We start from the raw sequence: 22,481 nt of genomic DNA, 5'->3' as shown, positions 1-22,481 counted from the left end.
CCATCCTCCGATCAGTTGAGCGCCAGTCCGCCGTCGACCACCAGCGTCGCCCCCACGACATAGGAGGCCTGGTCGGACAGCAGGAATTCGACGCAGGCGGCGATCTCGTCGGCCGTGCCCATGCGCCCGGCGGCGACCCTGCGCAGCGGCGATCCCTCGCCATAGGCGATGGTCCGCATCGCGTCGGTCATCGCCACGTCGATGAAGCCGGGCGCCAGGCTGTTGACGCGAATGCCCTTCGGCGCCAGCGCCCGCGCCGAAGCCCGGGTATAGGTCTCCAGCGCGCTCTTGCTCGCGCCGTAGAGCACCGCGTTGGCGAGTTCGGGCAGGCGGCTGCTGATGCTGCTGATGTTCACGATCGCCCCGCCCCGCGTCATCAGCGGCGCGATCGCCGCGGTCATGTGCGCCGCGCCGAGCAGGTTGACGTCGAGCATGCGGCGGACGCCCGGCCCGGGAACCTCCTCGGCGGTGCATTCCGCGATGATCCCGGCGCAGTTCACCAGCGCGACGATCGTCCCCAGCGCGCCGGCCTCCTCCACGAAGGCGTCGATGCTGGCGGCGTCGGTGAGGTCGAGCCTGCGCCGGATGACCGCGTCATCGCCCGTCGCGCCGGGCGCCGTGGCGATGTCCGCCGAGACGACCCGCAAGCCGAGGGCGGCGAGGCGGGAGACGATGGCGGCGCCGATGCCGCCCTCCCCGCCCGTGACGATCGCGATCGTGGCCGGCGACGGATTTCCCATGATTCCCCCTTATTGGACTAATGGTATTTTATGTGTACCATAAGGTTGCCGACGTCAATCCGTCGCAGGAATTTTTTGGGAGAAAGACCGCATGCCGCTCGATCCGCAGCTCGCCGCCCTGCTGGCGGCGCCGGCCGATGATGCAGCTCCGCCGACCTCGTTCGCCGAACGGCGCGCGCTCTTCGCTTCGGAGCTTGCGGCGATCGATCGGCCAGGCCCCGCGATCGCCCAGGAACATGCGATCACGCTCTCCACGCGGAACCGTCCGCTGGACGCCCGCCTTTTCCGTCCCGCGATGCCGGCGTCCTCGAACCGTCCCGTCATGCTCTTCTTCCACGGCGGCGGCTGGATCCAGGGCAGCAGCGCGACCCACGCCTCCTTATGCCGGCATCTCGCGCATCATGGTGGGTTCGACCTGTTGTCGGTCGACTATCGGCTCGCCCCCGAGCACCCCTTCCCCGCCGCCTTCGAGGATGCGCTCGACGCGCTCCGCTGGCTGTACGAGGACGGCGCCGGCGCGGAATTGCATTCCCCCGACATCGTCGTCGCGGGAGACAGCGCCGGCGGCAATCTCGCGGCGGCCGTCTGCCTGGCCGCGCCCCGCGAGGGCCTCCCCGCGCCGCAGGCCGCGCTATTGCTCTATCCCGCGCTCGACCTGGCGAACCGGACAGGCTCGCGCGAGACGTTCGGCCGGGGCTATTGGCTCGATACGCTGGACGAACTGATCGCCCATTATGTGCCGGCGCCCGCGCAACGCCTGGCCGCCGAGGCATCGCCCGCGCTGGCGCCGACGCTGGCCGGCTTTCCGCCGACGATGCTGGTGACCGCCGGCCATGATCCCCTCCGTGACGAAGGCATCGCCTTCGCGGTGCGATTGATGGCGGACGGAGTCCGCTGCACGCTCGCGAACGAGGCGTCGATGATCCACGGCTTCCTGTCCCTCCACGGCGCGATACCCGCGGCCGAACGCCGGCTGATCGCGATCGCGCAGCAGTTCGGCCGGTTCGTTCGGGCGGATTGAGGCGCGACTCGCGGCCATTCTCATCGACGGCCGCGCTGCTCATGGCAGGCGGCGCCTGCTCGGAATTTTAAGTTCCACTAGCAAATTCAAAAACTTGAAAAACTTAAAAAGGCCAATTGTCAAACATGAGCATTTAAAGGTATTAATAATAGTCCAATATACCAAAGGGGGATTTGATGGATCATATGGTCGCGATGAACAGCCGACGCGCACAGGGACGACGGCGGCTCCTGCTCCTGGCATCGGTCGCCACGCAGATGATCTGGATCGCGCCTGCCGCCGCGCAGGGCGCCGGATCGGACGGCGACATCATCGTCACCGCGCGCAAGCGCGAGGAACGGATGATCGACGTCCCCGTGTCCGTCGCGGCGATCACCGGTCCCCTGCTGGAGAAGAACCGCGTCGCCAATGTCGACAATCTGATCGGCAACGTCCCCAGCCTCTACTTCAGCTCGAACGCGCTCTCTCCCGGCAAGGACTTCATCAACCTCGTGATCCGCGGCATCGGCGCGCAGAGCGCCGGATCGCCGGCGGTCGCGACCATCGTCGACGGCGTCTATGTCCCGGCGCTGTCCTTCGACATCCAGTTCATGGACGTCGAACGGGTCGAGGTGCTGCGCGGTCCGCAAGGCACGCTGTTCGGCCGCAACACCGAGGGCGGAGCGCTCAACATCGTGCTGCGCCGGCCCGACGAACGGACCCGGGGCCGGATCGCGCTGACCTATGACGAATTCGACACGGCGCGCGCGCAGGCGGGAATGTCCGGCCAGCTCGCCGAAGGGTTGTTCGGATCGGCTTCGCTCGATTTCGAGCAGAGCGACGGCTATCTCAAGAACCGCGTCATTCCCGCCGCGCTCGGCCTGTCCGGATCGATCAAGGCCAACGACTATCGCAAGCTGAGCGGCCGCGCGGCGCTGCGCTTCAAGCCCGACGACAGGCTCGACATCAACCTGGCGGTCGACGCTTCGTCGCAGACTGGCCTCGACGGCCTGCCGGGCGTGCCGCGCGGGGGCGAGCATTATGTGGTGCGCAGCGATTTCCAGACCGACGCCCGCTACAGGAACCGGGGCGGCGCGCTGACGATCGACTATGACCTGGGCGATGTCGGGCTGACGTCGATCACCGGCTATCGCAAGGTCACGTCGCGGCTGCCGTTCGACTTCGACGGCTCGCCCGAGTTCGTCGACAATGTCCACGACCTCAAGACCTCCCAGTCGATCACGTCGCAGGAGGTCCGGCTCGCCAAGACGGCGGGCGGCGCCTTCAAATGGCTGCTGGGCGGCTATGCCTTCGACGAGCGTCACGTCCAGGATCGCGGCTATCGCCTCGACACGGTGCCGATCTTCCCGTCGGGCATCTTCATCGACGCACAGAACCAACGGCTCAAGCGGCGCGGCTTCGCGCTGTTCGGCGACGCGACGCTGACCCTGCTCGACAGGCTCGATCTCAACGCCGGCCTGCGCTACTCGTGGGAGAAGACCCGCGCCAGCACGCTGATCGACTTCACCATCCCCGATCTGCTGGGTCCCGGCGCCGACCTCCACGTCGCGGGCGCGGCGCGCGGCGCGATCACCGACAAGGCGCTTACGCCCAGCGCATCGGCGACCTGGCGCTGGTCGCGCAACCTCACCACCTATGTGCGCTACGCCCGGGGCTACCGGGCCGGCGGTTTCCCGCTCGCTCCGGCCGATCCGTCGACCGACATCCCGTTCGGGCCCGAGAAATCCGACAATTTCGAGATCGGTTCGAAGGCGAGCCTGTGGAACGGGCTCGTCCATCTCGACGGCGCGCTCTACCTGATCAACATCATCGGCCAGCAGGTGTCGACGGTCGTCTTCCTGAACAACGATCCCACCCTGCCGGTGACGTCGGTCGCCAATGCCGGCCGCGGGCGATCCAAGGGCTTCGAGTTCAGCGCCGACGCCCGGCCCCTCGACGGGCTGCTGCTGGGCGCCAATGTCGGCTACACCGACGCGCGCTATCGGCGCTATGTCGACACGGTCGGCAAGAACCGCGCCGGCGAACGCTTCCCCTTCGTTCCCAAATGGACGGCGCAAGCCAATGCCAGCTATCGCTTCCCGATCGGCGGCGGCGTCGACCTGGAACTCTACGGAGCCTACCGGCATGTCGGCAAGATCCTGTCCGGCAGCGGCGTCGACATCGACATCCAGTTCCCGGTCAGGGCCTATGACATCGCCGATATCCGCACGAGCCTGATCGGCCCCAAGTGGAAGGCGGACCTGTTCGTCGACAACGTCACCAACAATTATGTCGAGACCCGCGTGTTCAACGCCTTCTTCTTCCTGCAGCCGCGTCCCTTCTCGATCGTGCTGCCGCCGCGCCGGGCCGGCATCCGCCTGACCTACGAACTGTGAGGATCGCGCCATGACGCTCATCGGCTATGCCGACCGCTGGGAAGCACTGCCGGGCGAGGAGCTGGGCTTCAAGGTCAGCGCCACGGCGGACTATGCGGCGCGCATCGTCCGCCTGCGTCATGGCGACACCAATCCGCGCGGGCCGGGTTTCCGCGCGGAAACGGTGGCGGACATCGCCGACCGCCTGCCGGCGGGGGTGCAGGGCATCGACCTCGGCTCCTATCTGCGCTGGGACCCCGACGCCGATTTCGACGATGGGGCGATGATGGCGGGCCTGAGCCTCTGGGCCACGCTGCCGGGACCGGACGAGCAGGGACTGCTCTGCCGGTCCGACGGCCGGGGCCAGGGCTATGGGCTGTATCTCGGCGCGGACGGCGCGGTCATCTGGCGCAGCGGCGCCGCCGAACTGCGCAGCGAGCCGATCCAACCGCACCGCTGGCACCGGGTGGCGATCAGCCGCGATCGGGACGGACGGATCGAGCTGATCGTCGTCCCGCAGGCCTTCGTCCCGGGCCGGCAGGAACACCGCTTCGTGCAGCAGGGGCAGCCCGCCGCCGCGACGGGGCCCCTGCTGGTCGGCGCGGCGCGGGAGGCATCCCTCTATCGCCCGCGCGGCGGGTTCAACGGCAAGATCGGCGACATCGCGATCGTGGCGGGCCGCGTCGACCCGGCCACCATGGCGAAGCTGGCGGCGGGGACTTCGCCCGACGCGCCGGCGATCCGATGGCATCTGGGGATCGAGGTCGACGGCCGGCGCGCGGTCGACCTGTCGGGCTTCGATCGACATGGCGAGGTGGTCAATCGGCCGACGCGCGGCGTCACCGGCGCCCGCTGGAAGGCCAACGCCGATCGCTATGTCGATGCGCCGGACGAATATGACGCCATCCACTTCCATGCCGACGATCTCGAGGATTGCCGTTGGGAGACGAGCTTCCGCTATCGGATTCCCGAGGACCTGAAACCGGGCGTCTATGCCGCCGAACTCCGTTCCGGCGACGAACGGCGCCATGTCGGCTTCCTCGTGACCGCCAGGCCCGGCCGCGCGACCGCGCCCGTCGCGCTGCTGATCCCGACGGTCAGCTATCTCGCCTATTCGAACGAGGCGCTGGAGCCGGAGCTGCTCGGCGCGTTGACGCCGCTGCGCAACCGCCACCTCCAGGCGGAAGACTATGCCTATCTGGCCGAGCATCGCCTGCTGAGCCTCTACGACCGGCATGACGATGGATCGGGCCGCTGCATGTCGACCATCCGTCGGCCCAACCTCACCTCGATGAACCCGCTGCATCGCTGCCGGCTCTACGACGCGCCGCACCAGCTCGCGGCCGACCTCCATCTGGTCGACTGGCTGGAGGAGATGGGCATCGCCTATGACGTGGTGACCGACCATCAGCTTCATAAGGAGGGCGCGGCGCTGCTGCGCTCCTACAAGACGGTGCTGACCGGCACCCATGCGGAATATTGGACCGCCCCGATGCTCGACGGCCTCGAAGCCTATCGCGACGGCGGCGGCCGCGTGGTCTATCTTTCGGGCAACGGCCTCTACTGGGTCGCGGCGCTCGACGAGACCGGCGACATCATCGAGATCCGGCGCCGCGGCGGCAGCGAAAGCTGGAAGGCGGCGGGAGGGGAGGCGATCATCAGCCTCACCGGCGAGCATGGCGGCCTGTGGAAGGATCGCGGCCGCCCGCCGCAACGCTATGTCGGCGTCGGCATGGCGTCGCAGGGCTTCGATCGCGGCGCGCCCTATCGGCGGACCGCCGCCAGCCTTGATCCCCGCGCCGCCTTCATCTTCGAAGGGGTCGACGACGAACTGCTCGGGGACTTCCCGGCGTTGACGCTCGGCTATGGCGCGGCGGGCTATGAGGTGGACAGGGTCGACGAACGCCTGGGCACCCCGGCCCACGCCCTCGTCCTCGCATCGTCGACCGGCTTCAGCGACAGCTACCAATATGTCCGGGAGGAGACCTTCTTCACCACCCCGTTCGACGGCGGCACCGTCAACGACGAGGTGCGCTCCGACATGGTCTATTTCGAATGTCCCGAAGGCGGCGCCGTCTTTTCGGTCGGCTCGATCAGCTTCTGCTCCTGCCTGTCGTTCAACGGCTATCAGAACAATATCTCGAGAATTCTCAGGAATGTGGTGACGCATTTCAGCCGCGCCTGACTGGGCGATCTTGCCTATTGCGTCTCCTTTGGTTTAATGGTCTATTATTATAACCAATAAAATAGGGAGGGGAGTGAGATGGGCTTTCGGAAGCGCGCCATCGGCGTCACCATGGTGATGATAGGCTGCCCTTCGGCGCCGCTCATGGCGCAGGGCGCCGTCGACGGTGGCGGCGACATCATCGTCACCGCCACCAAGCGATCCGACACGCTGCAGAACGTCCCGCTCAGCATCAGCGCGATCGGCGCGGCCTCGCTCGAACAGCGATCGGCGTCGACCTTCATCGACTATGCCGCGTCGATCCCCAATCTCGGCTTCGGCTATACCGGCGACGGCTCGTTCAGCGCGCGGACCATCTCGCTGCGCGGCATCTCCGGCGACAACACCACCGGCTTCTACCTCGACGAAACCCCGGTCATCGACTCGATCGATCCCAAGATCGTCGACGTCGACCGCGTCGAGGTGCTGCGCGGGCCGCAGGGAACCCTCTATGGCGCGCGCTCGATGGGCGGCACGGTCCGCATGATCACCAAGCAGCCCCAGCTCGGCGAGACCGCCGGCCGCATCCATGCGAGCCTCGGCACGACCCGGCACACCGACCGGCCCAACTATGCTGCGGACGGCGCGATCAACCTGCCGCTGGGCGACAAGGCGGCGCTGCGGGCCTCGGCCTTCTATCAATATGACGCCGGCTTCTTCGAGCGCCAGTTCGCCCAGGGGAGCAACGGCGCGCCGGGGCGACACGACAATATCGGGCGGACCAAATCCTGGGGCGGCGCGCTTTCCGTGCGGCTGGAACCGACCGACCGGCTCTCGATCACGCCCCGGCTGCTCTACCAGAAGAGCGTCGCCAACGGCTTTCCCTATGCCGACGCCACTCCGGCCGACCTCAACCCGCGCGATCTGGTGCAGCGGCGCCCCTTCGACATCGCCGAAGGCGGATCGGACCGCTGGTATCTCGCCAGCCTCGACGCCCATTACGACCTGGGGAGCGCCAGCCTGATCTCGTCGACCTCCTATTTCAACCGCCGCGTCTATGAGACCGAGGACCAGACCGGCGTCATCTCGGCCTTCTTCCTCGACCCGTTCGGCGCAGCCCCCCTGCCCGCCGCGATCGACCAGGGCGTCCCCTTCAAGCGCTTCGTCCAGGAGATCCGGCTGGTGTCGTCGGACGAGGGCGCGTTGAGCTACGTGCTGGGCGGCTATTATTCCTGGACGCGGGACGGCGAATATTATCCGCCGGTGCCGACGGCCGGTCTCGATGCCGCCACCGGCGGCGCGCTCGGGTCGGACCTGTTCTTCAGCGACGCCTATCGCAACACCGTCAGGGAACCCGCCGTCTTCGGCGAGGCGACCTACAAGCTGGGCCATGGCCTGAGCGCCACCGCCGGCCTGCGCTGGTATCGGATCACGACGACGAACCTCGGCTTCCAGGACGGACTCGCCGCCGGCGGCCGGATCGAGGATCTCGCCGATGCCGCGACGGGCGGCGTCTTCCCGACCGGCAGGCCCTTCCGGCTGCGCCAGTCGGGGGTCAATCCCAAGGCGCAACTGAGCTGGAAGCTCACCCCGGACGACATGATCTACGCGACCGCGGCGCGCGGCTTTCGCCCCGGCGGCGTGAGCCCGGCGGTGCCCCCCTCCCCCGCCCTCGGCTGCGCCGCCGACCTCGCGGCGCTCGGCACCTCGCTCAGCGCCGCCAAATTCTACAAGGCGGACAGCCTGTGGAGCTATGAGCTCGGCGCGAAGACGAGCTGGTTCGGCCGCAAGCTGGTCGTCAACGGCGCGGCCTTCTACATCGACTGGAAGAACATCCAGCAGCAGATCCTGCCCCCCTGCGGCTATCAGTTCCGCGCCAATGCCGGCGCGGCGCGAAGCAAGGGCTTCGAGATCGAGCTCCAGGCACGGCCGCTGCCCGGTCTCGAACTCGATGCCGCGCTGGGCTATATCGACGCGCGCATCAGCAAGGCGGGCAGCATCTCGGCGCTCCGCAAGGGCGATCGCGTGCTACAGGTCCCCGACTGGACCTCGTCGGTCTCGCTGACCTACACGACCGCGATCGGCGACGACGCCCATCTGTCGACGCGGATCGGCTACAGCTATGTCGGCGAGAGCTTCAGCGCGAACAACGATCCGTTCAATCCGCGCCGTCGGGCACCCTATGAGCTGTGGGACGCGCGCCTCGCCGTCACCTGGTCCCGCTACGAACTCGCGCTGTTCGGCAAGAACCTCGGCGACCGGCGCGCCAATCTGGCGGACAACCGATCGATCTCGGTCGAGACGCCGGGGCGGGCGCGCGTCGTCGTGAACCAGCCGCGCACCATCGGCATCGAAATGCGATCGAGCTTCTGACCCCCTGCCGCCTCGCGCGGCATTGGGCCATTGGTCGACCATAGGCAAAATCATTGCCAAAGCGAGCCTGCTGTCCCTATAGCGAGGGCAGGCTCGCCATTCCCATCGATCGGGCGGGCTCCGAAGGGAGAGCAGCTTGGTCCAGAGCTTCGGTCCGGTACGGCATACGGCGACCTATGAAGTGGTCGCGGAGCATATTCGGCGGGCGCTGCAACTGGGCCGCTATCTTCCCGGCGACAAGCTGCCGCCCGAGCGCGCCCTGGCGCTCCAGCTAGGCGTTTCGCGCACCGTGCTGCGCGAGGCGATTCGCGCGCTCGAGGGCGAAGGCCTGGTGGAAAGCCGGCGCGGCGCGATGGGCGGCCTGGTCGTGCTGAACAACGAGGTGCCCGCCGACCAGCTCAAGGCGATGATCGCCAGCCGCTTCGACCAGCTCGAGCAGCTCTACGAATTCCGCCTGGCCAACGAGTGCGCCGCGGCCCGCTTCGCCGCCCGGCGGCGCACCGCCGAGGACCTCCGCAAGATATCGGAGGCGCTGCAACGCATGGAGGCGATCGTCGGCGGCGTCGCCGAACATAATGACTCGAACACCGTGGCCCGCTTCACCTCGGCCGATTCCGCCTTCCACCTCGGGATCGCCGAGGCGAGCCGCAACGGCTTCATCGCGCAGGCGGTGGAGGATGCGTGGGTGCGGCGCTTCCTGCCGATCGGCAATGTGTTCATGCGGATCGAGCCCGATGCGAACAACGGCCATCGCCGGCTGTTCGATGCGATCGAGACAGGCAACGCCGCCGAAGCCGAGGCGGCGATGGGCGACCATATCCAGGAAACCCTGGCCACGCTTCGCGGCTATCTGAACGATCGCCTCCGCACGCGCTGAGGCCCCCCAAAGCCACCCACAGGATATTCCGGCCCGATAGCGGACCTGCCGCCACGGAATCCTTTTGCTTTGACTCATATGGGCTATTGGTCTATCTCTTAAACCATTAGAGGAGACCCGCATGACCCTGCCTGCCAGTTTCGGATTTGTCGCCACCGCCGTCGAAGCGCCGGGAACGCCGGACAAGCAGGCCTATGAAGCGCTGTTCGGGGATTGCGAATATGGGCAGGCGCTGGGCTATGACAGCGTGTGGCTGATCGAACATCATTTCAGCGACTATTTCCCCACCCCCAATCCCCTGGCGCTGCTGTCCAACCTGTCGGCGCGCTTCCCTCGGCTGGGGCTGGGGACCTGCGTGCTGGTGACGCCGTGGCACGATCCGCTGCGGCTGGCGGAGGACATCGCCCAGCTCGCCTCGATCACCGACGCGCCGCTCCATCTCGGCATGGGCCGGGGCACCGCCAAGTTCGAATATGACGCGCTGGGCATCCAGATGGACGAAGCGCAGGACCGGTTCCGCGACACTTGGGAGATCATCCGCTCGGGGCTCGCCGGCGGTCCGTTCCGGGTGCAGGGCAAGCTGATCGACATGCCGCGCGAGGTCGTCCTCCGGCCGGTCCTGTCCGAACAGCGCCGCCGCTCGATCCACTTCTACGGCGCGATCGGAAGCCCCGGCACGGCCGAGCGCATGGCGGACATGGGCCTGCCGCCGATCTGCACGACGATCGGCGATTGGGACATGCAGCGCGACACGATCGTCAGTTGGAAGCGCGCGGCCGCCGCCAACGGCTTCGACACCGGCGCGGCGCGGCTGCCGATCATGATCAACTGCATCATCGGGGACACCGACGAGGAAGCGATCCGCGAGGCGCAGACCTACATCCCCCGCTTCATGCGGGCCCAGGTCGATCATTATGAGGCCGACGCCAACAACTGGGAGACGCTACGGACCTACAAGGCGTGGAGCGGCATCTTCTCGAAACTCAAGGCGCGATGCGATCCGGCCAATATCCCGGACTGGTGCCAGTGGCAGCTCATCGGCTCGCCCGAGACCGTGACGAGGCGGCTGCGGCAATATCAGGATATCGGCTTCGACACCTTCCTCATCCATGTCGCGACGCCGGGCGTGCCGGTCGAGCCGCGCCGTCGCTGGCTCCGCCGCTTCGCCCAGGAGGTGATGCCGGCCTTGGCGGCCGAGGCGCTGGCCTGAGCGGAACAGGCCGACGATCCATCCGCAGCCGATCGGGAGGGGAACGTGATCGAACGCCCCCTCCCGTGAGCCTCTCCTAGAAGGACAGCTCGGCCTTCACGCCTGCCGTCCGCGGCGCATCGATGAACCAGGTGTTCAGCCCGTAGACGTTGGTCGTGGTCGGGGTCACGTAGCGCGCGTTGTTGGTCAGGTTGCGAACCCACAGGCCCAGCGCCCAGCGCTCGTCGCTCGACCGGTAGGTGAGCGACGCGTCGATCTTCGCGAAGGCCGGCTTGTCGAGCCCTTCCAGATGCGAGAACAGGCCCCAGGACTTGGATTCGAAGTTCATCGATCCGCGCGCTTCGATCGCGGCGCCCGACGCCAGCGGGAAGATCTGCGTGACCGAGGTCGACCCCGACCAGCGCGGCGCATTGGGAAGGGTGAAGCCCGAATAGTCGATCAGGCTGTTGCCGTTGCACAGTTCGGCCGGAATGGCGCCCGGAACCCCGCAGGTATAGACGGCGCCCGGTGGCAGCACGCCCCGCTTGATCGTGGCATGGAGATAACCGAGGTTCGCGGTGAACGTCGTGTTCGGCCCCGCCTTCCAGGTCGTGTCGACCTGAAGGCCGTAAATCTCCGACTTCGGCACATTGTAGAGGAGCGCCGAACCCGACGCACTGTTGTAGGCCGACACCTGCAACTGGCGGTAGTCATAATAGAAGGCCTCGAGGTTGAGGCGCAGCGAGTTGCCGAACAGTGAATTCTTCAGGCCGACGGTATAGGCGGTGAGCGTCTCCGGCTTGAAGGTCGAGGCGGCGGCGTTCGAGGTGATGTTGAAGCCACTGCCGATATAGCCGGTCTGCACGGTGGCGTAGGCCATCGAATGCGGCGCGACGTCGGCCTCCACGCCGACCTTCCAGTCGAACCGGTTATCCGACAGGCGCAGGTCGTAGACGATCGGCGGCAGCGCGATGTTCGCGATCGGGACGAGCCCCTGGGACACGCCGTCGGCATGCCGCTTGTCCCAAGAATATCGGCCGCCGACGGTGAACCGCAGGGCATCGGTGACCGCATAGGTCGCCTGCCCGAAGATCGCCTTCGAGTTGGTGACGACGTTGAGATCGTTCTGCGGGCCGCCCGAGGCGAAGCTGTACGGCCTGAACGAGCCGCCCGAGAAGACCCCCGGATTGTAGATCTCGAACGAAACGCCCGGGCCGTGCGCGGACTGGCGGAACTGGAACAGGCCCAGGACGAAGTTGAGCCGGCCGGTATCGCCCGCCAGGCGCAGCTCGTTGGTGAGCTGCCGGCCGGTATCGCCGAGATTCTCCAGCGCGCCGGCGAAGCCGGTCAACGGGTTCCCGGCGACGCCCGGGTTCGGATAATAGCGCTGGTTGTAGCCGATCGGCGACCGGTAGCTCAGGTCGTAATAGGTATAGGCCGGAATATAGGTGACCGAGAGATTGGCCGGTCCGCCGACCTGATATTTGATCTCGGCATTGCCCTTGTAGACCTTGCGATGGACGTAGAAGTCCTCGCCGGGAATCTCGGGCTGGAACCAGGGATCGCTCTTCTTGAGGAGCGGGCGTAGCACGATGCCGTCGCCGTCGCCGCCGGTATGCTGATACTCGCCGCGCAGCACGATCGTCAGGTCGCTGTCGGGCTCGATCAGCGCGGTCAGGCGCGCGGCGAGATTGTCCTTCGCGTTCTGCCCGTTGGAGAGGTAGCCGTCGTGGCGCAGATAATCGACGGCGCCGCGCAGCGCCACCTGCTCCGAGAGCGGGACGTTGATCGCGCCGAAGCCGTGGAAGCGGTTATAGTTGCCGATCTCGAACCGGGCCTCGCCGCCGGGCGTGAACTGCGGCAGCTTGGTGGTGATGTTGATCGCGCCGCCGGCCGCGTTGCGGCCATACAGCGTGCCCTGCGGACCGGCCAGGACCTCGACCCGCTCGATGTCGAACATCGATCCCGACAGGGTATAGCGCGACTGGTAGACGCCATCGATATTGGTGGCGACGGCGGGGTCGTTGGTCTCCGCGTCGCTGGTCTGGCCGATGCCGCGGATGAAGGCCTGCGTGACCACGTTCTCCTGGCTGAGATTGGTCATCGGCAGGAAGCTGGCGACGCCGCGAAGATCGGTGACGCCGCCGGCGACGAGCGCCTCCGCATTGACCACGGTGACCGTCGCGGCGACCTTCTGGGCGTTTTCCGAACGCTTCTGGGCGGTGACGACGATCTCCTCCAGCCCGCCGGACGAACCATCCTGCCCCGATTGCGCCTCGACCCCGGCCTGGCCTTGCGCATAGGCCGGCGGCACCGCCGCGAAAGCGCCGGCGATGGCGATCAGCGATGCGCCGCGGACGAATTTGCTGCTGCCCATTTCCCACTCCCTCGATTGCACTGAACTTCGTCAGCTTTTCCAGCTCGGCCGGGCGATCGGGCTGTGCCCGCGACGTCCGGTTCCGACTCCTGACAATTGGCTGTCTAGCCAACTGACGCGGCCGGTCAACAATATTCTTTCTAGAGAGAAAATAAAAGGGAAATTATTTCACCGCAGCGCCCGGCCGCGCCGGAACATCACGATCGCCGCGACCAGCGCGACGGCGGCATAAGCGCCGTGCATGGTCGCCATCGCATGGCCGATCGGCTGCGCGTCCCCCGCAAAGACCGTCTCGATCGCGAGCGCGGTCAGGGTCGGCGCGAGGCCGACGCCCAGCAGTCCCTGGAGCAACAGGAAGATGGCGATCGCGCGCCCGACCATGGCGGGCGGGAGTTCACGCGTGACGATGCTCGACGTCACCAGCAGATAGGTGGTCGCGACCAGCAGGAGCAGCGCCTGCCAGAACCAGAAGCTGGCCTGGGTGGCGGCGAGCCCGTGGAATATCGCGCAGGGCAGCATGATCGCCGCGACGACCAGCGCGATCAGCTGGGCGCCGTGGCGGCCCTGGCGGTTGAGGCGATCGATCACCGCGCCGGCGACGAAGAGGCCGATCGGCCCGGCGGTCAGCAGGAGCGCGCCGCTCAGCGTCCCGATCTGGGCCGGCGTCAGGCCGAACCGGCCCATCAGCAGCGGCGCGATCCAGAGGTTGACCGAGTTGGTCAGCATCGCATGCGCGACCGAGAAGATGGCGAGCGGAACGAGCATGCCGCGCCGCGCGGCCAGCGCGCGCAGCACCTCGCTCCAGCTTGGCGGCTCCGGGCTCGCCGCCGCCTGGTCGCCGGCCGCCTCGTGGCGCTTCGGCTCGCGGAACAGGAAGACCAGCAACAGCAGCGGAAAGCCCAGGGCGCCGGTGATCACCAGCGCGAGTCCCCAGGGCGGCAGGTGCCCGACCAGCGGCAGGCCCGAATAGTCGACCCGCCCGAGCAGCCCGAGCAGCAGCCCGCCCCCCAGGAAGGCGAGCCCGGTCCCGACCAGGTTCGACATCGAGAAGACGCCCAACGCCCGCGCGCGCCGCTGCGGCGACACCCCGTCGCCGATCATCGAATAGCAGGCGGGCGGCAACAGCCCCTCCGCCAGGCCCACGCCGGCGCGCGCCAGCAACAGGGTGACGAAGCCGGTGACGTTGCCGCAGGCGATCGCCATCGCCGACCAGAGCAGGATCGCGACCGCGACGATCGATCGCCGCTGCACGCGATCGGCGAGCCAGCCCGCCGGAATGCTGATCAGGATGTTGGCGATCGCGAAGGCCGTGCCGAGCGCGAGCGTCACCTGCGCCGGGCGCAGGCCCAGGTCCTTCTGGATCGAGACGACCATGAGGGAGACGATATTCTTGTCGATATAGGCGAGCATGCTCGCGACGGTCAGCACCCCGACCAGCCACCATTCGCGCCATGGCGCCGTGCCGGTGGGCGCGGCGCGCCGACTATCCGGGTGCAGAAGCATTTCATCCTCCCCATGCTGCCGGGGAAGCGAGGCCGAAACGGCCAACCCGACAATTCCTTTCAGAAAGAATTGTCGGGTTGGGAGGGCGCCGTCAAGGACCCTGGATTCAGGCGCGGGGCCGCAGCCCTTCCATCACCAGATCGAATATGAAGTCGGCATAGCCCTGGAAGTCGGCATTTTCCTCCTTGAACACGATGCCGGTCGCCGGCTTGTTGCTGGCCCAGAATTCGCAGGCCGATATGATCAGGAAGTGGAAATAGCGGGGATCGACCGCGCGCATCAGGCCGGCCGCCTCCCCCAGCTTCAATATCTCGCGGAGATCCTCGAGCGACCCGGTGAGGATTTCCGTCCACTCGGCATGCGCTTCCGAGGTCTCGTCGCCATAGAGCATCGATGAGACCAGCTTGTGGTGGTAGGGATTATCGTGGAACAGCCGGAAGGTGCGCGTGATCCTGTAGCGCAGCCGCTCGACCGGGTCCGAGTCGATGCGCCGCGCCATCATCTCGGCGCGGGCCGATTTGTGCGCGGCGCGGACCAGTTCCATCAGCAGGTTTTCGATATTGCCGAAATAATAGCGGACCAGGTTGGGGTCCACGCCCGCCTCCTCGGCCACCATCTGGCGGGTGAGCAGGGTGGGCTCGACACGGGTCAGCACCTTGCGCGCCGCATCGACCAGCGCCTGGCGCCCGACGTCGTTCGACTTGCGCGCCGGCCGGCCTCTTTTCCGGGGGGCGGTCGCGGGTGCCGTCTTTGCCATGCCTGTTCCTTCTACCGTCCCTGCCGGGCGGCCGCCCGGGCCGCTTGGACATAAGCATAGAAACATGCGCCGACAGGAGTCGACTTCCAATTCCTCGGCGGAAGAAAAACTGACGCGCTTCGCGCGATCCGGGCCGCGCGAACAGGGCCGGTTGCGGCGGATTCCTCCCGTTTCCGGACCACTCAATCAGCGCTTGCATTGTCCCGGAAACCCATTTATTCCTTCAATAAGGAATTTAATTGGGAAATCGATCGGAGAGGCCCGGAATGGCGGAAACGGATCAGAATCGACGCTATCGGATGCCCGTGGTCTTCGGTCCGACATGCGGTCCCCGCCAGGGTCCGGACGGCGGCCGCTACGACTATGCGGACGCCCCGCGGACGACGGCGGCGATCTCCTTCCTGACGCGCCGGGACGCCCTGCTCGACCTGATGCCGCCGCATTGCCGGCCCGACGACGATCCCGTCGTCACCGTCGAGCATGTCGAGCTGCGCGCGCTCGAATGGCTGGCCGGGCGCAGCTATAGCCTCCTCTCGGTCAAGGTGCCGGTGGTCTATGAGGGGCCCGAGGAGCAGGTGCGCGGCGCCTTCCTGCCGGTGCTCTGGGAGAACCGGGCCGAGCCGATCATCAGCGGCCGCGAGGAACTGGGCTTCGCCAAGCTGTTCTGCGAGCTGCCGCCGCCCCGGGTCCTGGCCGGCAAGCGCGAATATTCCGCCCTGTGGGACGGCCATGGCTTCATCCGCATGGAATTCGACGACCTCGCCGAAGGGCCGCCGCCCGGCCCTCCGCCGCCCGATTTCGCGGGCGTGCTCCATCATCGCTATTTCCCCGCGGTTTCCCGCGAAGGCGTCGCCGACGTCGAGCAGATGGTGCTCACCCCGGCGGGCGGGGCGACGATCCGCTACGACCGCATATGGCGTGGCCAGGGCCGGGTGACCTTCGTCCGGTCGAGCTGGGAGCAGCTTCCCACCATGTTCCACATCGTCAACCGCCTCGCCGAATTGCCGGTCGTCGAATGGCGCGGCGCGTCGATCATCGAATCCCGCGGGACCAAGGACCTGTCGGACCAGCGCGTGCTGCGCTGACGCCCGACCAGAGAGATCAAGGAGAGCGGATATGCCCATCCAGGCCGTGAACAGCGTCGTCCTCGGGGTCGAGGACCTCGCCGCCGCCCGGCGTTTCTACACCGATTTCGGCCTGTCCGAGGCGACCACCGCCGCCGACCGGTCGGACTTCCGGACGCTCGACGGCACCGAGATCAACCTCCGCCGCGCAGACGATCCCGCGCTGCCCCCGGCGGTCGTCGACGGGCCGACGGTGCGCGAGATCGTCTGGGGCGTCGATGACGCGGCGACGCTCGACCGCATCGCCGACGAGCTCGCGAAGGACCGCGACGCCGCCTTCGACGCTGACGGCGTCCTGCACAGCCGCGACGACGACGGCTATGGCATCGCCTTCCGGGTCGATCGTCGCGACGCCTATGTGCCGCCGGCGCCGCGCCTCAACCTCTACGGCGCGCCGCCCGCCCGACCGGTCAACCAGCGCATCGACTTCGCCGAGCCGATCCGGCCGGCTTCGGTGGCGCATGTCGTCCTCTTCTCGACCGACGTGATCGCCGCGACGCGCTTCTATACCGAGCGGCTCGGCTTCCGGGTCAGCGACATGTTCAGGGAAGGCCGCGGCGCCTTCCTGCGCGCCGAGGGATCGGGCTACCACCACAATCTGTTCCTGATCCGCGGCGAACGGCGCGGGCTTCACCACATCGCCTTCGCCGTCAACGACTTCAACGACGTCGTCCTCGGCGGAAAGACGATGCTCGCCCGCGACTGGACCCCGAAGATGGGGCCGGGCCGTCACCTGATCGGCTCCAACTACTTCTGGTATTTCGAGAGTCCCTGCGGCGGCGCGATGGAGCTGACCGCCGACATGGATCGCGCCGACGACGACTGGGAGGTGCGCGAATGGGACTTCGTTCCCAGCAACACCGCCGCCTGGTCCACCAGCTTCAACCCGACACGATAAGGCAGGAGCGACGATGTCTTCCTTTTTCCAACTGGGCACGTTCGCCCGCGACGACGGCTCCCTCCCCGCGCTGGTGATCGAGGGCGCGGTGCTCGACCTTCGCGCCGCCGCCGAGCGCGCGGGCCTGGCGCTGCCCCCCTTCGCGGCGATCAGCGACCTGCTCGGCGACTGGGACGCGACCTTCGAGCGCCTGTCCGCCGTGGCCGATCACGCGCGGGCGGACGGCCTCCAGGCCTTCTCGCTCGGCACGGTGGAGAGTCTGCGCCCCTGCCCGCCGCCGGGCCGGGTCGGCAAGATGCTCTTCGCGGCCGCGAACTACAGCGACCATGTCCGCAACATGCGCAAGACCTTCACGCCCGACATCCCGCTCGCCGACCAGGGCAAGCAGCTGCCGCCGCTGCGCCCCTATATGTTCGGCAAGATCAACGTGCCGACCGGGGCCTTCGACGACATCATCCTGCCGCCCGGCATGGAGCGGATCGACTGGGAGGCCGAGCTGATGGTCGTGATCGGCACGCCGGGCCTTGCGATCCGCCCGGCCGAGGCGCACCGCCACATCGCCGGCTACATGACCGGAAACGACGTCTCCTGCCGCGACCGGACCTGGCGCGAGGATCGCCCGACCATCCGGTCCGACTGGCTCGGCGGAAAGAGCTATGACAGCTTCGCGCCGCTCGGCCCGCTGCTGACCCCGCGCCAGTTCGTGCCCGATCATGCCGACCTCGCGATCCGCCTGTGGGTGAACGGCGAGCTCAAGCAGGACGGCAATTCGCGCGACATGACCTTCGGCATCGAGGAGCAGATCGAATATGCCTCGTCGATGATGACGCTGCTGCCCGGCGACGTGATCGCCACCGGCACCCCCGCCGGCACCGGCCAGGAGCGGGGCGAATTCCTCAAGGAAGGCGACATCGTCGAGACCGAGGTGGAATCCTGCGGACGACAGCGCAACCGCGTCGTCGCGCGCCGCCGGGCGGAGATCGCGGCATGAGCGCCGGCGCCAGCCTCCCGCCGGCCCTGCCTCCCGTGCGGCGCGTCGTCACCGCCAACGACGCCGGGGGGCGATCCTTCATCCGCGAGGACGGCGAGAACCCGGCGGTCCACACCGTCGCGGGCCGGCCGGGTTTCCGCAGCGCCAATATCTGGCGGACGATCGACTCCCCGACGCCGATCGACGCCGAGGATACGATCACCGAGCATGAAGGCGTCCAGCCGCCGCCGCTCGGCACCGTGTTCCGGATCATCGACTTCCCGCCGCGTCCCGAGGACCCGGAGGAGCGGCGGCGCCAGGCCTCGGCCTCGCTCAACACGCTGTTCGCCGATGCGCATCACGAAGCGCGGCACGACAAGCCCGGCATGCACGTCACCGCGTCGATCGACTATGCGATCGTCCTGTCCGGCACGATCACCGCGATCATGGACGACGGCGAGACCGACCTCCACGCCGGCGACGTGCTGATCCAGCGCGGCACCAACCATGGCTGGGAGAATCGCACCCGCGCGATGGCGCGCGTGGCGTTCATCCTGATCGACGGGCGTCCTGAATGAGCGACGGGACTCGGGCGGCCCCCGGCACGGACGGCCTGCACGTCTGCCGCAAGCCGCTACCGACCCGGCCGGCCCGCCCGCGACGCCGGGCCGGCGGCGCGGCCGTGGTCGACCTGCATTGCCATTTCCTGGTCGCCGAGGTCGAGACGATGGCCGCCGAGGCGCCGGACGCCCCCCGCCCGCCCGCCGCGGCGAGCGAGGCCGCCGCGGCGACGGCGCGCTACAATGCCGCGCTGATCCGCACCACCTACCGCCCGCCGCTGACCGACATCGACACGCGGCTGGCCGACATGGATGCGATGGGGGTCGACGTCCAGGCGATCAGCCCCTCGCCGACCCAATATCATTATTGGGCGCCGGCCGACCTCGGCGAGGCGCTGGTCGCCCGGATCAACGAACGGATCGCCGCGCTGTGCGCCGATCATCCCGACCGCCTCGTCGGCCTCGGCAGCGTCGCGCTGCAACACCCCCTGCTCGCGCGCGAGCAGCTCCGCCACGCGGTGCGCGGCCTCGGCCTGCGCGGGGTCGAGATCTCGACCATGGTCAACGGCGACGGCATCGACGACCCGCGCTTCGCACCCTTCTGGGAAGAGGCCGAACGGCTCGGCGTGCTGGTGCTGGTGCATCCGCTCGGCACCACGGTCGGCCCCCGGATGGACGAGCATTATCTGTCCAACGTCATCGGGCAGCCGCTGGAGACCATGATCGCGCTGTCGCGCCTGATCATGGGCGGCCATTTCGACCGCTACCCCGCGCTGAAGCTCTGCGCGGTCCATGGCGGCGGCTATCTGCCCAAATATGCCGGGCGCAGCGACCATGGCTGGAAGGTGCGGCCCGAATGCGACGGCTGCGCCCATCCGCCGAGCGCGTATCTGCGCCGGATCTGGTACGACAGCCTCGTCTACGAACCCGCCGAGCTCCGCGCGCTGATCGATGCGGTGGGCGCGGATCGCATCGTCGTCGGCACCGACTATCCGTTCGACATGGGCGACTACGACCCCATCGGACTGGTCGATGCCGTCCCCGGCCTCGGCGCCGCCGACAAGGCGGCCATATTGGGCGGCAACGCCCGCAAGCTTCTGGGCATCGCCGGGCCCGGCCTCAGGAAGGAATAGATCGAATGGCAGTTGAGAGCGTCCTCGTCATCGGCGGCGGACTGGGCGGCTTGTCCGCGGCGGTCGCGCTCGCGAAGGGCGGGTGCAGGGTCCGGCTGATCGAGCGCAACCCGGACTGGAGCGCGCTGGGCGCCGGCCTGACCTTCAACGGCGCGACGGCGCGCGCCTTCAAGACGATCGGCGTGCTCGACGAGGTGGTCGCGGCCGGCGCGGTCCATGGCATGTCCGACATCTGCGACAGCGACGGCACGCTCCTCACCACCGGCAGCACCGAGATGGTGTTCGGTCCCGACGTGCCGGTGCTGGGCGGCATCCTGCGCCCGGTCGTCCATCGGATCATGGTCGCCGCCGCCCGCAAGGCCGGGGTCGAATGCATCCCCGCGCTGACCGTCGCCGAATGGACCGAGCATCGCGACGGCGTCGCCGTGCGGTTCAGCGACGGCACGACCGGGCGCTACGACCTGGCGATCGGGGCCGATGGGCTGATGTCGTCGACCCGCGCGCAGCTGTTCCCCGATGCGCCGGGCCCCGAATTCACCGGCCAGGGCTGCTGGCGGGCGATCGCGCCGCGGCCGCCGTCGGTGCACACCAGCATCCTGTTCCTCGGCGGGCAGCACAAGGTGGGCCTCAATCCGGTCTCGCCGGACCAGATGTACCTGTTCCTGCTGGAGACGGTGCCCGACAACCCCTGGTATGACGAACAGGACTGGCCCGAGCTGCTGCGCGCGAAGCTCGCCGGGTTCGGCGGCCATGTCGCCACGGTGCGGGAAGGGCTCGGGCCGGACTCCAGCATCAATTACCGCCCGCTCGAAACGCTGGTGATGCCCCGTCCCTGGTATCGGGGGCATGTACTGCTGATCGGCGACGCCGCGCATGCGACGACGCCCCATGTCGGCTTCGGCGCCGGGCTGGCGATCGAGGACGGCGTCGTATTGGGCGAACTGGTGCGCGAAGGATTGCCGGCCGGCGAGCTGGTCGAGGCCTTCACCGATCGCCGCTTCGACCGGTGCCGCAACGTCGTCGAGGGCTCGGTGGCGCTCGGCGAACTCGAGATGCGCCACGCGCCGGTCGCCGACCAGCGCGCCCTGTCGCGCTCGATCTACGAGATGATCCAGGAGCCGGCATGACGCTATCGATGCGCTATCCCGCGATCGACGAAACCCACGATCCCGCGCTGTCGAGCTGGGTCGAGGGCGCCGACGACCATCAGGACTTTCCGGTCCAGAACCTGCCGCTCGGCATCGTCTCGACCGGCGGTGGCAATCCGCGCGTCGGCGTCGCGATCGGCGGGCATGTCCTCGACCTCGCCGCCATCGCCGGCCTGCTGCCCGACGACGGCCGCGCCGCGCTGTCGCAACCCTCGCTCAACGCCTATATGGCACTGCGACCGGAGCAGCGGCTGGCGTTGCGGCGCCGGCTTTCGTCGCTGCTGACCCGCGAGGACGAGCGCCGGGCGATCGAGCCGCATCTCCATCGCGCGTCCGCCTGCAAGCTGCACATGCCGGCGCGGATCGGCGACTACACCGATTTCTACACAGGCATCCACCATGCGGTGAACCTCGGGAGCGTGTTCCGCCCCGACAGCCCGCTGTTGCCCAACTACAAGCATGTCCCGATCGGCTATCACGGGCGCGCCTCTTCGGTCCGGATATCGGGCGTCCCCGTCCGCCGTCCCTCCGGGCAGGTCAGGACCGCCGAGGGGACGGCGCCCGAGCTGGCCCCCACCCGGCGGCTCGACTTCGAACTGGAGTTGGGCTTCTGGGTCGGCGCGGCCAACCGCCCCGGCGAAGCACTGCCGATCGAGCGCGCGCCCGACAGCCTGGTCGGCATCTGCCTGCTCAACGACTGGTCCGCGCGCGACGTCCAGGCCTGGGAATATCAGCCGCTCGGCCCCTTCCTCGCCAAGAATTTCCACACGACCATCTCCCCCTGGGTGGTGACGGCCGAGGCGCTGGCGCCGTTCCGCATTGCCCAGCCGGCGCGGCCCGAGGGCGACCCCGCTCCCCTGCCCTATCTGTTCGACGCGGCCGACCAGGCGCATGGCGCGCTGTCGCTCGACCTCCATGTCGACCTGCTGCCGCGCGGCGGCACGGAGGCCGTCCCGATCGCGCGCTCCCATGCGTCGCACATGTATTGGACGCCGGCGCAGCTCGTCGCCCATCACAGCGTCGGCGGCTGCAACCTCGAACCCGGCGACCTGCTGGGCAGCGGCACGATCTCCGCCCCCGTTCCCTCGGGGCTCGGCAGCCTGATGGAGATGACGCGCGGGTGGAAGGACCCGATCACGCTCCCCGACGGGCAGAACCGCCTCGCCCTCGAAGACGGCGACGAGATCCGGTTGAGCGCGGTGGCGTCGGCTCCGGGATTCCGGTCGATCGGTCTGGGCCGCTGCGACGGAAGGGTAGTCGCATGAGCGCCGCGCCTTTCGCGCTCGTGAAATT

Annotated in this window: 17 protein-coding genes; 13 read left to right on the top strand and 4 right to left on the bottom strand. The window is 68.1% G+C overall.

Going from position 1 to position 22,481, the window contains the following annotated elements; all coding sequences use genetic code 11:
• Positions 1-11 precede the first annotated feature (11 nt).
• A complete protein-coding gene (locus HRJ34_RS24995; RefSeq protein WP_208632763.1) occupies positions 12-740 on the bottom strand; it encodes an SDR family NAD(P)-dependent oxidoreductase in 729 nt (242 codons plus the stop codon).
• A gap of 91 nt (positions 741-831) precedes the next feature.
• Between HRJ34_RS24995 and HRJ34_RS24990 the strand changes: the two genes are divergently transcribed.
• The 6 genes from HRJ34_RS24990 (at position 832) to HRJ34_RS24965 (ending at position 10,739) form a co-directional block, all read left to right on the top strand.
• Positions 832-1,761, top strand: a complete 930-nt coding sequence (locus HRJ34_RS24990) for an alpha/beta hydrolase (protein ID WP_208632762.1) — start codon at positions 832-834, stop codon at positions 1,759-1,761.
• 176 nt (positions 1,762-1,937) lie between these two features.
• Positions 1,938-4,136: a TonB-dependent receptor gene (locus tag HRJ34_RS24985; RefSeq protein WP_208632761.1), complete on the top strand. Its 2,199-nt coding sequence runs from the start codon at positions 1,938-1,940 to the stop codon at positions 4,134-4,136.
• A gap of 10 nt (positions 4,137-4,146) precedes the next feature.
• Positions 4,147-6,300 (top strand): N,N-dimethylformamidase beta subunit family domain-containing protein, encoded by a 2,154-nt coding sequence (locus HRJ34_RS24980; RefSeq protein WP_208632760.1) that lies wholly within the window; start codon positions 4,147-4,149, stop codon positions 6,298-6,300.
• 78 nt (positions 6,301-6,378) lie between these two features.
• Positions 6,379-8,652 carry a TonB-dependent receptor gene (locus HRJ34_RS24975; RefSeq protein ID WP_208632759.1) on the top strand — a complete coding sequence of 758 codons (2,274 nt, stop codon included), beginning with the start codon at positions 6,379-6,381 and terminating at the stop codon, positions 8,650-8,652.
• Between the two features lie 136 nt (positions 8,653-8,788).
• Complete coding sequence (locus tag HRJ34_RS24970) at positions 8,789-9,529, top strand: FadR/GntR family transcriptional regulator (RefSeq protein ID WP_011952515.1); 741 nt, start codon at positions 8,789-8,791, stop codon at positions 9,527-9,529.
• Positions 9,530-9,650: 121 nt separating this feature from the next.
• Positions 9,651-10,739, top strand: coding sequence for an LLM class flavin-dependent oxidoreductase (locus HRJ34_RS24965; protein ID WP_208632758.1), 1,089 nt, complete (start codon positions 9,651-9,653; stop codon positions 10,737-10,739).
• 76 nt (positions 10,740-10,815) lie between these two features.
• Here the strand turns inward: HRJ34_RS24965 and HRJ34_RS24960 are convergent, their stop codons facing one another.
• The 3 genes from HRJ34_RS24960 to HRJ34_RS24950 form a co-directional block, all read right to left on the bottom strand.
• The gene (locus HRJ34_RS24960; protein WP_208632757.1) at positions 10,816-13,095 is read right to left on the bottom strand and encodes a TonB-dependent receptor; all 2,280 of its coding nucleotides are present in this window, start codon (positions 13,093-13,095) and stop codon (positions 10,816-10,818) included.
• A gap of 168 nt (positions 13,096-13,263) precedes the next feature.
• Positions 13,264-14,598, bottom strand: coding sequence for an MFS transporter (locus tag HRJ34_RS24955; protein WP_011952518.1), 1,335 nt, complete (start codon positions 14,596-14,598; stop codon positions 13,264-13,266).
• 106 nt (positions 14,599-14,704) lie between these two features.
• On the bottom strand, positions 14,705-15,355 hold the full coding sequence (locus HRJ34_RS24950; RefSeq protein WP_011952519.1) for a TetR/AcrR family transcriptional regulator: 651 nt from the start codon (positions 15,353-15,355) through the stop codon (positions 14,705-14,707).
• 266 nt (positions 15,356-15,621) lie between these two features.
• Between HRJ34_RS24950 and HRJ34_RS24945 the strand changes: the two genes are divergently transcribed.
• From HRJ34_RS24945 to fahA, 7 genes are read left to right on the top strand one after another with little or no spacing between them, the layout of a single operon-like run.
• Positions 15,622-16,440, top strand: coding sequence for an acetoacetate decarboxylase family protein (locus tag HRJ34_RS24945; RefSeq protein WP_208632756.1), 819 nt, complete (start codon positions 15,622-15,624; stop codon positions 16,438-16,440).
• A 31-nt stretch (positions 16,441-16,471) separates the two neighbouring features.
• Complete coding sequence (locus tag HRJ34_RS24940) at positions 16,472-17,377, top strand: VOC family protein (protein WP_011952521.1); 906 nt, start codon at positions 16,472-16,474, stop codon at positions 17,375-17,377.
• A gap of 13 nt (positions 17,378-17,390) precedes the next feature.
• On the top strand, positions 17,391-18,368 hold the full coding sequence (locus HRJ34_RS24935) for a fumarylacetoacetate hydrolase family protein (RefSeq protein ID WP_011952522.1): 978 nt from the start codon (positions 17,391-17,393) through the stop codon (positions 18,366-18,368).
• Positions 18,365-18,925 (top strand): cupin domain-containing protein, encoded by a 561-nt coding sequence (locus HRJ34_RS24930; protein ID WP_208632755.1) that lies wholly within the window; start codon positions 18,365-18,367, stop codon positions 18,923-18,925. The genes HRJ34_RS24935 and HRJ34_RS24930 overlap by 4 nt, the downstream gene beginning before the upstream one ends.
• A complete protein-coding gene (locus tag HRJ34_RS24925) occupies positions 18,922-20,040 on the top strand; it encodes an amidohydrolase family protein (protein WP_208632754.1) in 1,119 nt (372 codons plus the stop codon). The genes HRJ34_RS24930 and HRJ34_RS24925 overlap by 4 nt, the downstream gene beginning before the upstream one ends.
• A gap of 5 nt (positions 20,041-20,045) precedes the next feature.
• Positions 20,046-21,167, top strand: a complete 1,122-nt coding sequence (locus HRJ34_RS24920; RefSeq protein WP_208632753.1) for an FAD-dependent monooxygenase — start codon at positions 20,046-20,048, stop codon at positions 21,165-21,167.
• Entirely contained in the window at positions 21,164-22,453 is a 1,290-nt protein-coding gene (gene fahA, locus HRJ34_RS24915) for a fumarylacetoacetase (protein ID WP_208632752.1), read from the top strand. The genes HRJ34_RS24920 and fahA overlap by 4 nt, the downstream gene beginning before the upstream one ends.
• Positions 22,454-22,481: the final 28 nt, after the last annotated feature.

Origin of the sequence: Rhizorhabdus wittichii (assembly GCF_017607425.1) — a bacterium.
Taxonomy (GTDB): domain Bacteria; phylum Pseudomonadota; class Alphaproteobacteria; order Sphingomonadales; family Sphingomonadaceae; genus Rhizorhabdus; species Rhizorhabdus wittichii.
The sequence above is the reverse complement of the archived record's forward strand: the minus strand, read 5'-3'. Positions and strand labels throughout refer to the sequence as shown.

What these genes read in the sequence shown, in the direction of transcription:
- fahA (WP_208632752.1), top strand. Translation starts at nt 21,164, where the DNA reads ATGACGCTATCGATGCGCTATCCCGCGATCGACGAAACCCACGATCCC.
- HRJ34_RS24985 (WP_208632761.1), top strand. Translation starts at nt 1,938, where the DNA reads ATGGATCATATGGTCGCGATGAACAGCCGACGCGCACAGGGACGACGG.
- HRJ34_RS24960 (WP_208632757.1), bottom strand. Translation starts at nt 13,095, where the DNA reads ATGGGCAGCAGCAAATTCGTCCGCGGCGCATCGCTGATCGCCATCGCC.
- HRJ34_RS24920 (WP_208632753.1), top strand. Translation starts at nt 20,046, where the DNA reads ATGGCAGTTGAGAGCGTCCTCGTCATCGGCGGCGGACTGGGCGGCTTG.
- HRJ34_RS24950 (WP_011952519.1), bottom strand. Translation starts at nt 15,355, where the DNA reads ATGGCAAAGACGGCACCCGCGACCGCCCCCCGGAAAAGAGGCCGGCCG.
- HRJ34_RS24995 (WP_208632763.1), bottom strand. Translation starts at nt 740, where the DNA reads ATGGGAAATCCGTCGCCGGCCACGATCGCGATCGTCACGGGCGGGGAG.
- HRJ34_RS24930 (WP_208632755.1), top strand. Translation starts at nt 18,365, where the DNA reads ATGAGCGCCGGCGCCAGCCTCCCGCCGGCCCTGCCTCCCGTGCGGCGC.
- HRJ34_RS24980 (WP_208632760.1), top strand. Translation starts at nt 4,147, where the DNA reads ATGACGCTCATCGGCTATGCCGACCGCTGGGAAGCACTGCCGGGCGAG.
- HRJ34_RS24975 (WP_208632759.1), top strand. Translation starts at nt 6,379, where the DNA reads ATGGGCTTTCGGAAGCGCGCCATCGGCGTCACCATGGTGATGATAGGC.
- HRJ34_RS24945 (WP_208632756.1), top strand. Translation starts at nt 15,622, where the DNA reads ATGGCGGAAACGGATCAGAATCGACGCTATCGGATGCCCGTGGTCTTC.
- HRJ34_RS24940 (WP_011952521.1), top strand. Translation starts at nt 16,472, where the DNA reads ATGCCCATCCAGGCCGTGAACAGCGTCGTCCTCGGGGTCGAGGACCTC.
- HRJ34_RS24965 (WP_208632758.1), top strand. Translation starts at nt 9,651, where the DNA reads ATGACCCTGCCTGCCAGTTTCGGATTTGTCGCCACCGCCGTCGAAGCG.
- HRJ34_RS24935 (WP_011952522.1), top strand. Translation starts at nt 17,391, where the DNA reads ATGTCTTCCTTTTTCCAACTGGGCACGTTCGCCCGCGACGACGGCTCC.
- HRJ34_RS24955 (WP_011952518.1), bottom strand. Translation starts at nt 14,598, where the DNA reads ATGCTTCTGCACCCGGATAGTCGGCGCGCCGCGCCCACCGGCACGGCG.
- HRJ34_RS24990 (WP_208632762.1), top strand. Translation starts at nt 832, where the DNA reads ATGCCGCTCGATCCGCAGCTCGCCGCCCTGCTGGCGGCGCCGGCCGAT.
- HRJ34_RS24925 (WP_208632754.1), top strand. Translation starts at nt 18,922, where the DNA reads ATGAGCGACGGGACTCGGGCGGCCCCCGGCACGGACGGCCTGCACGTC.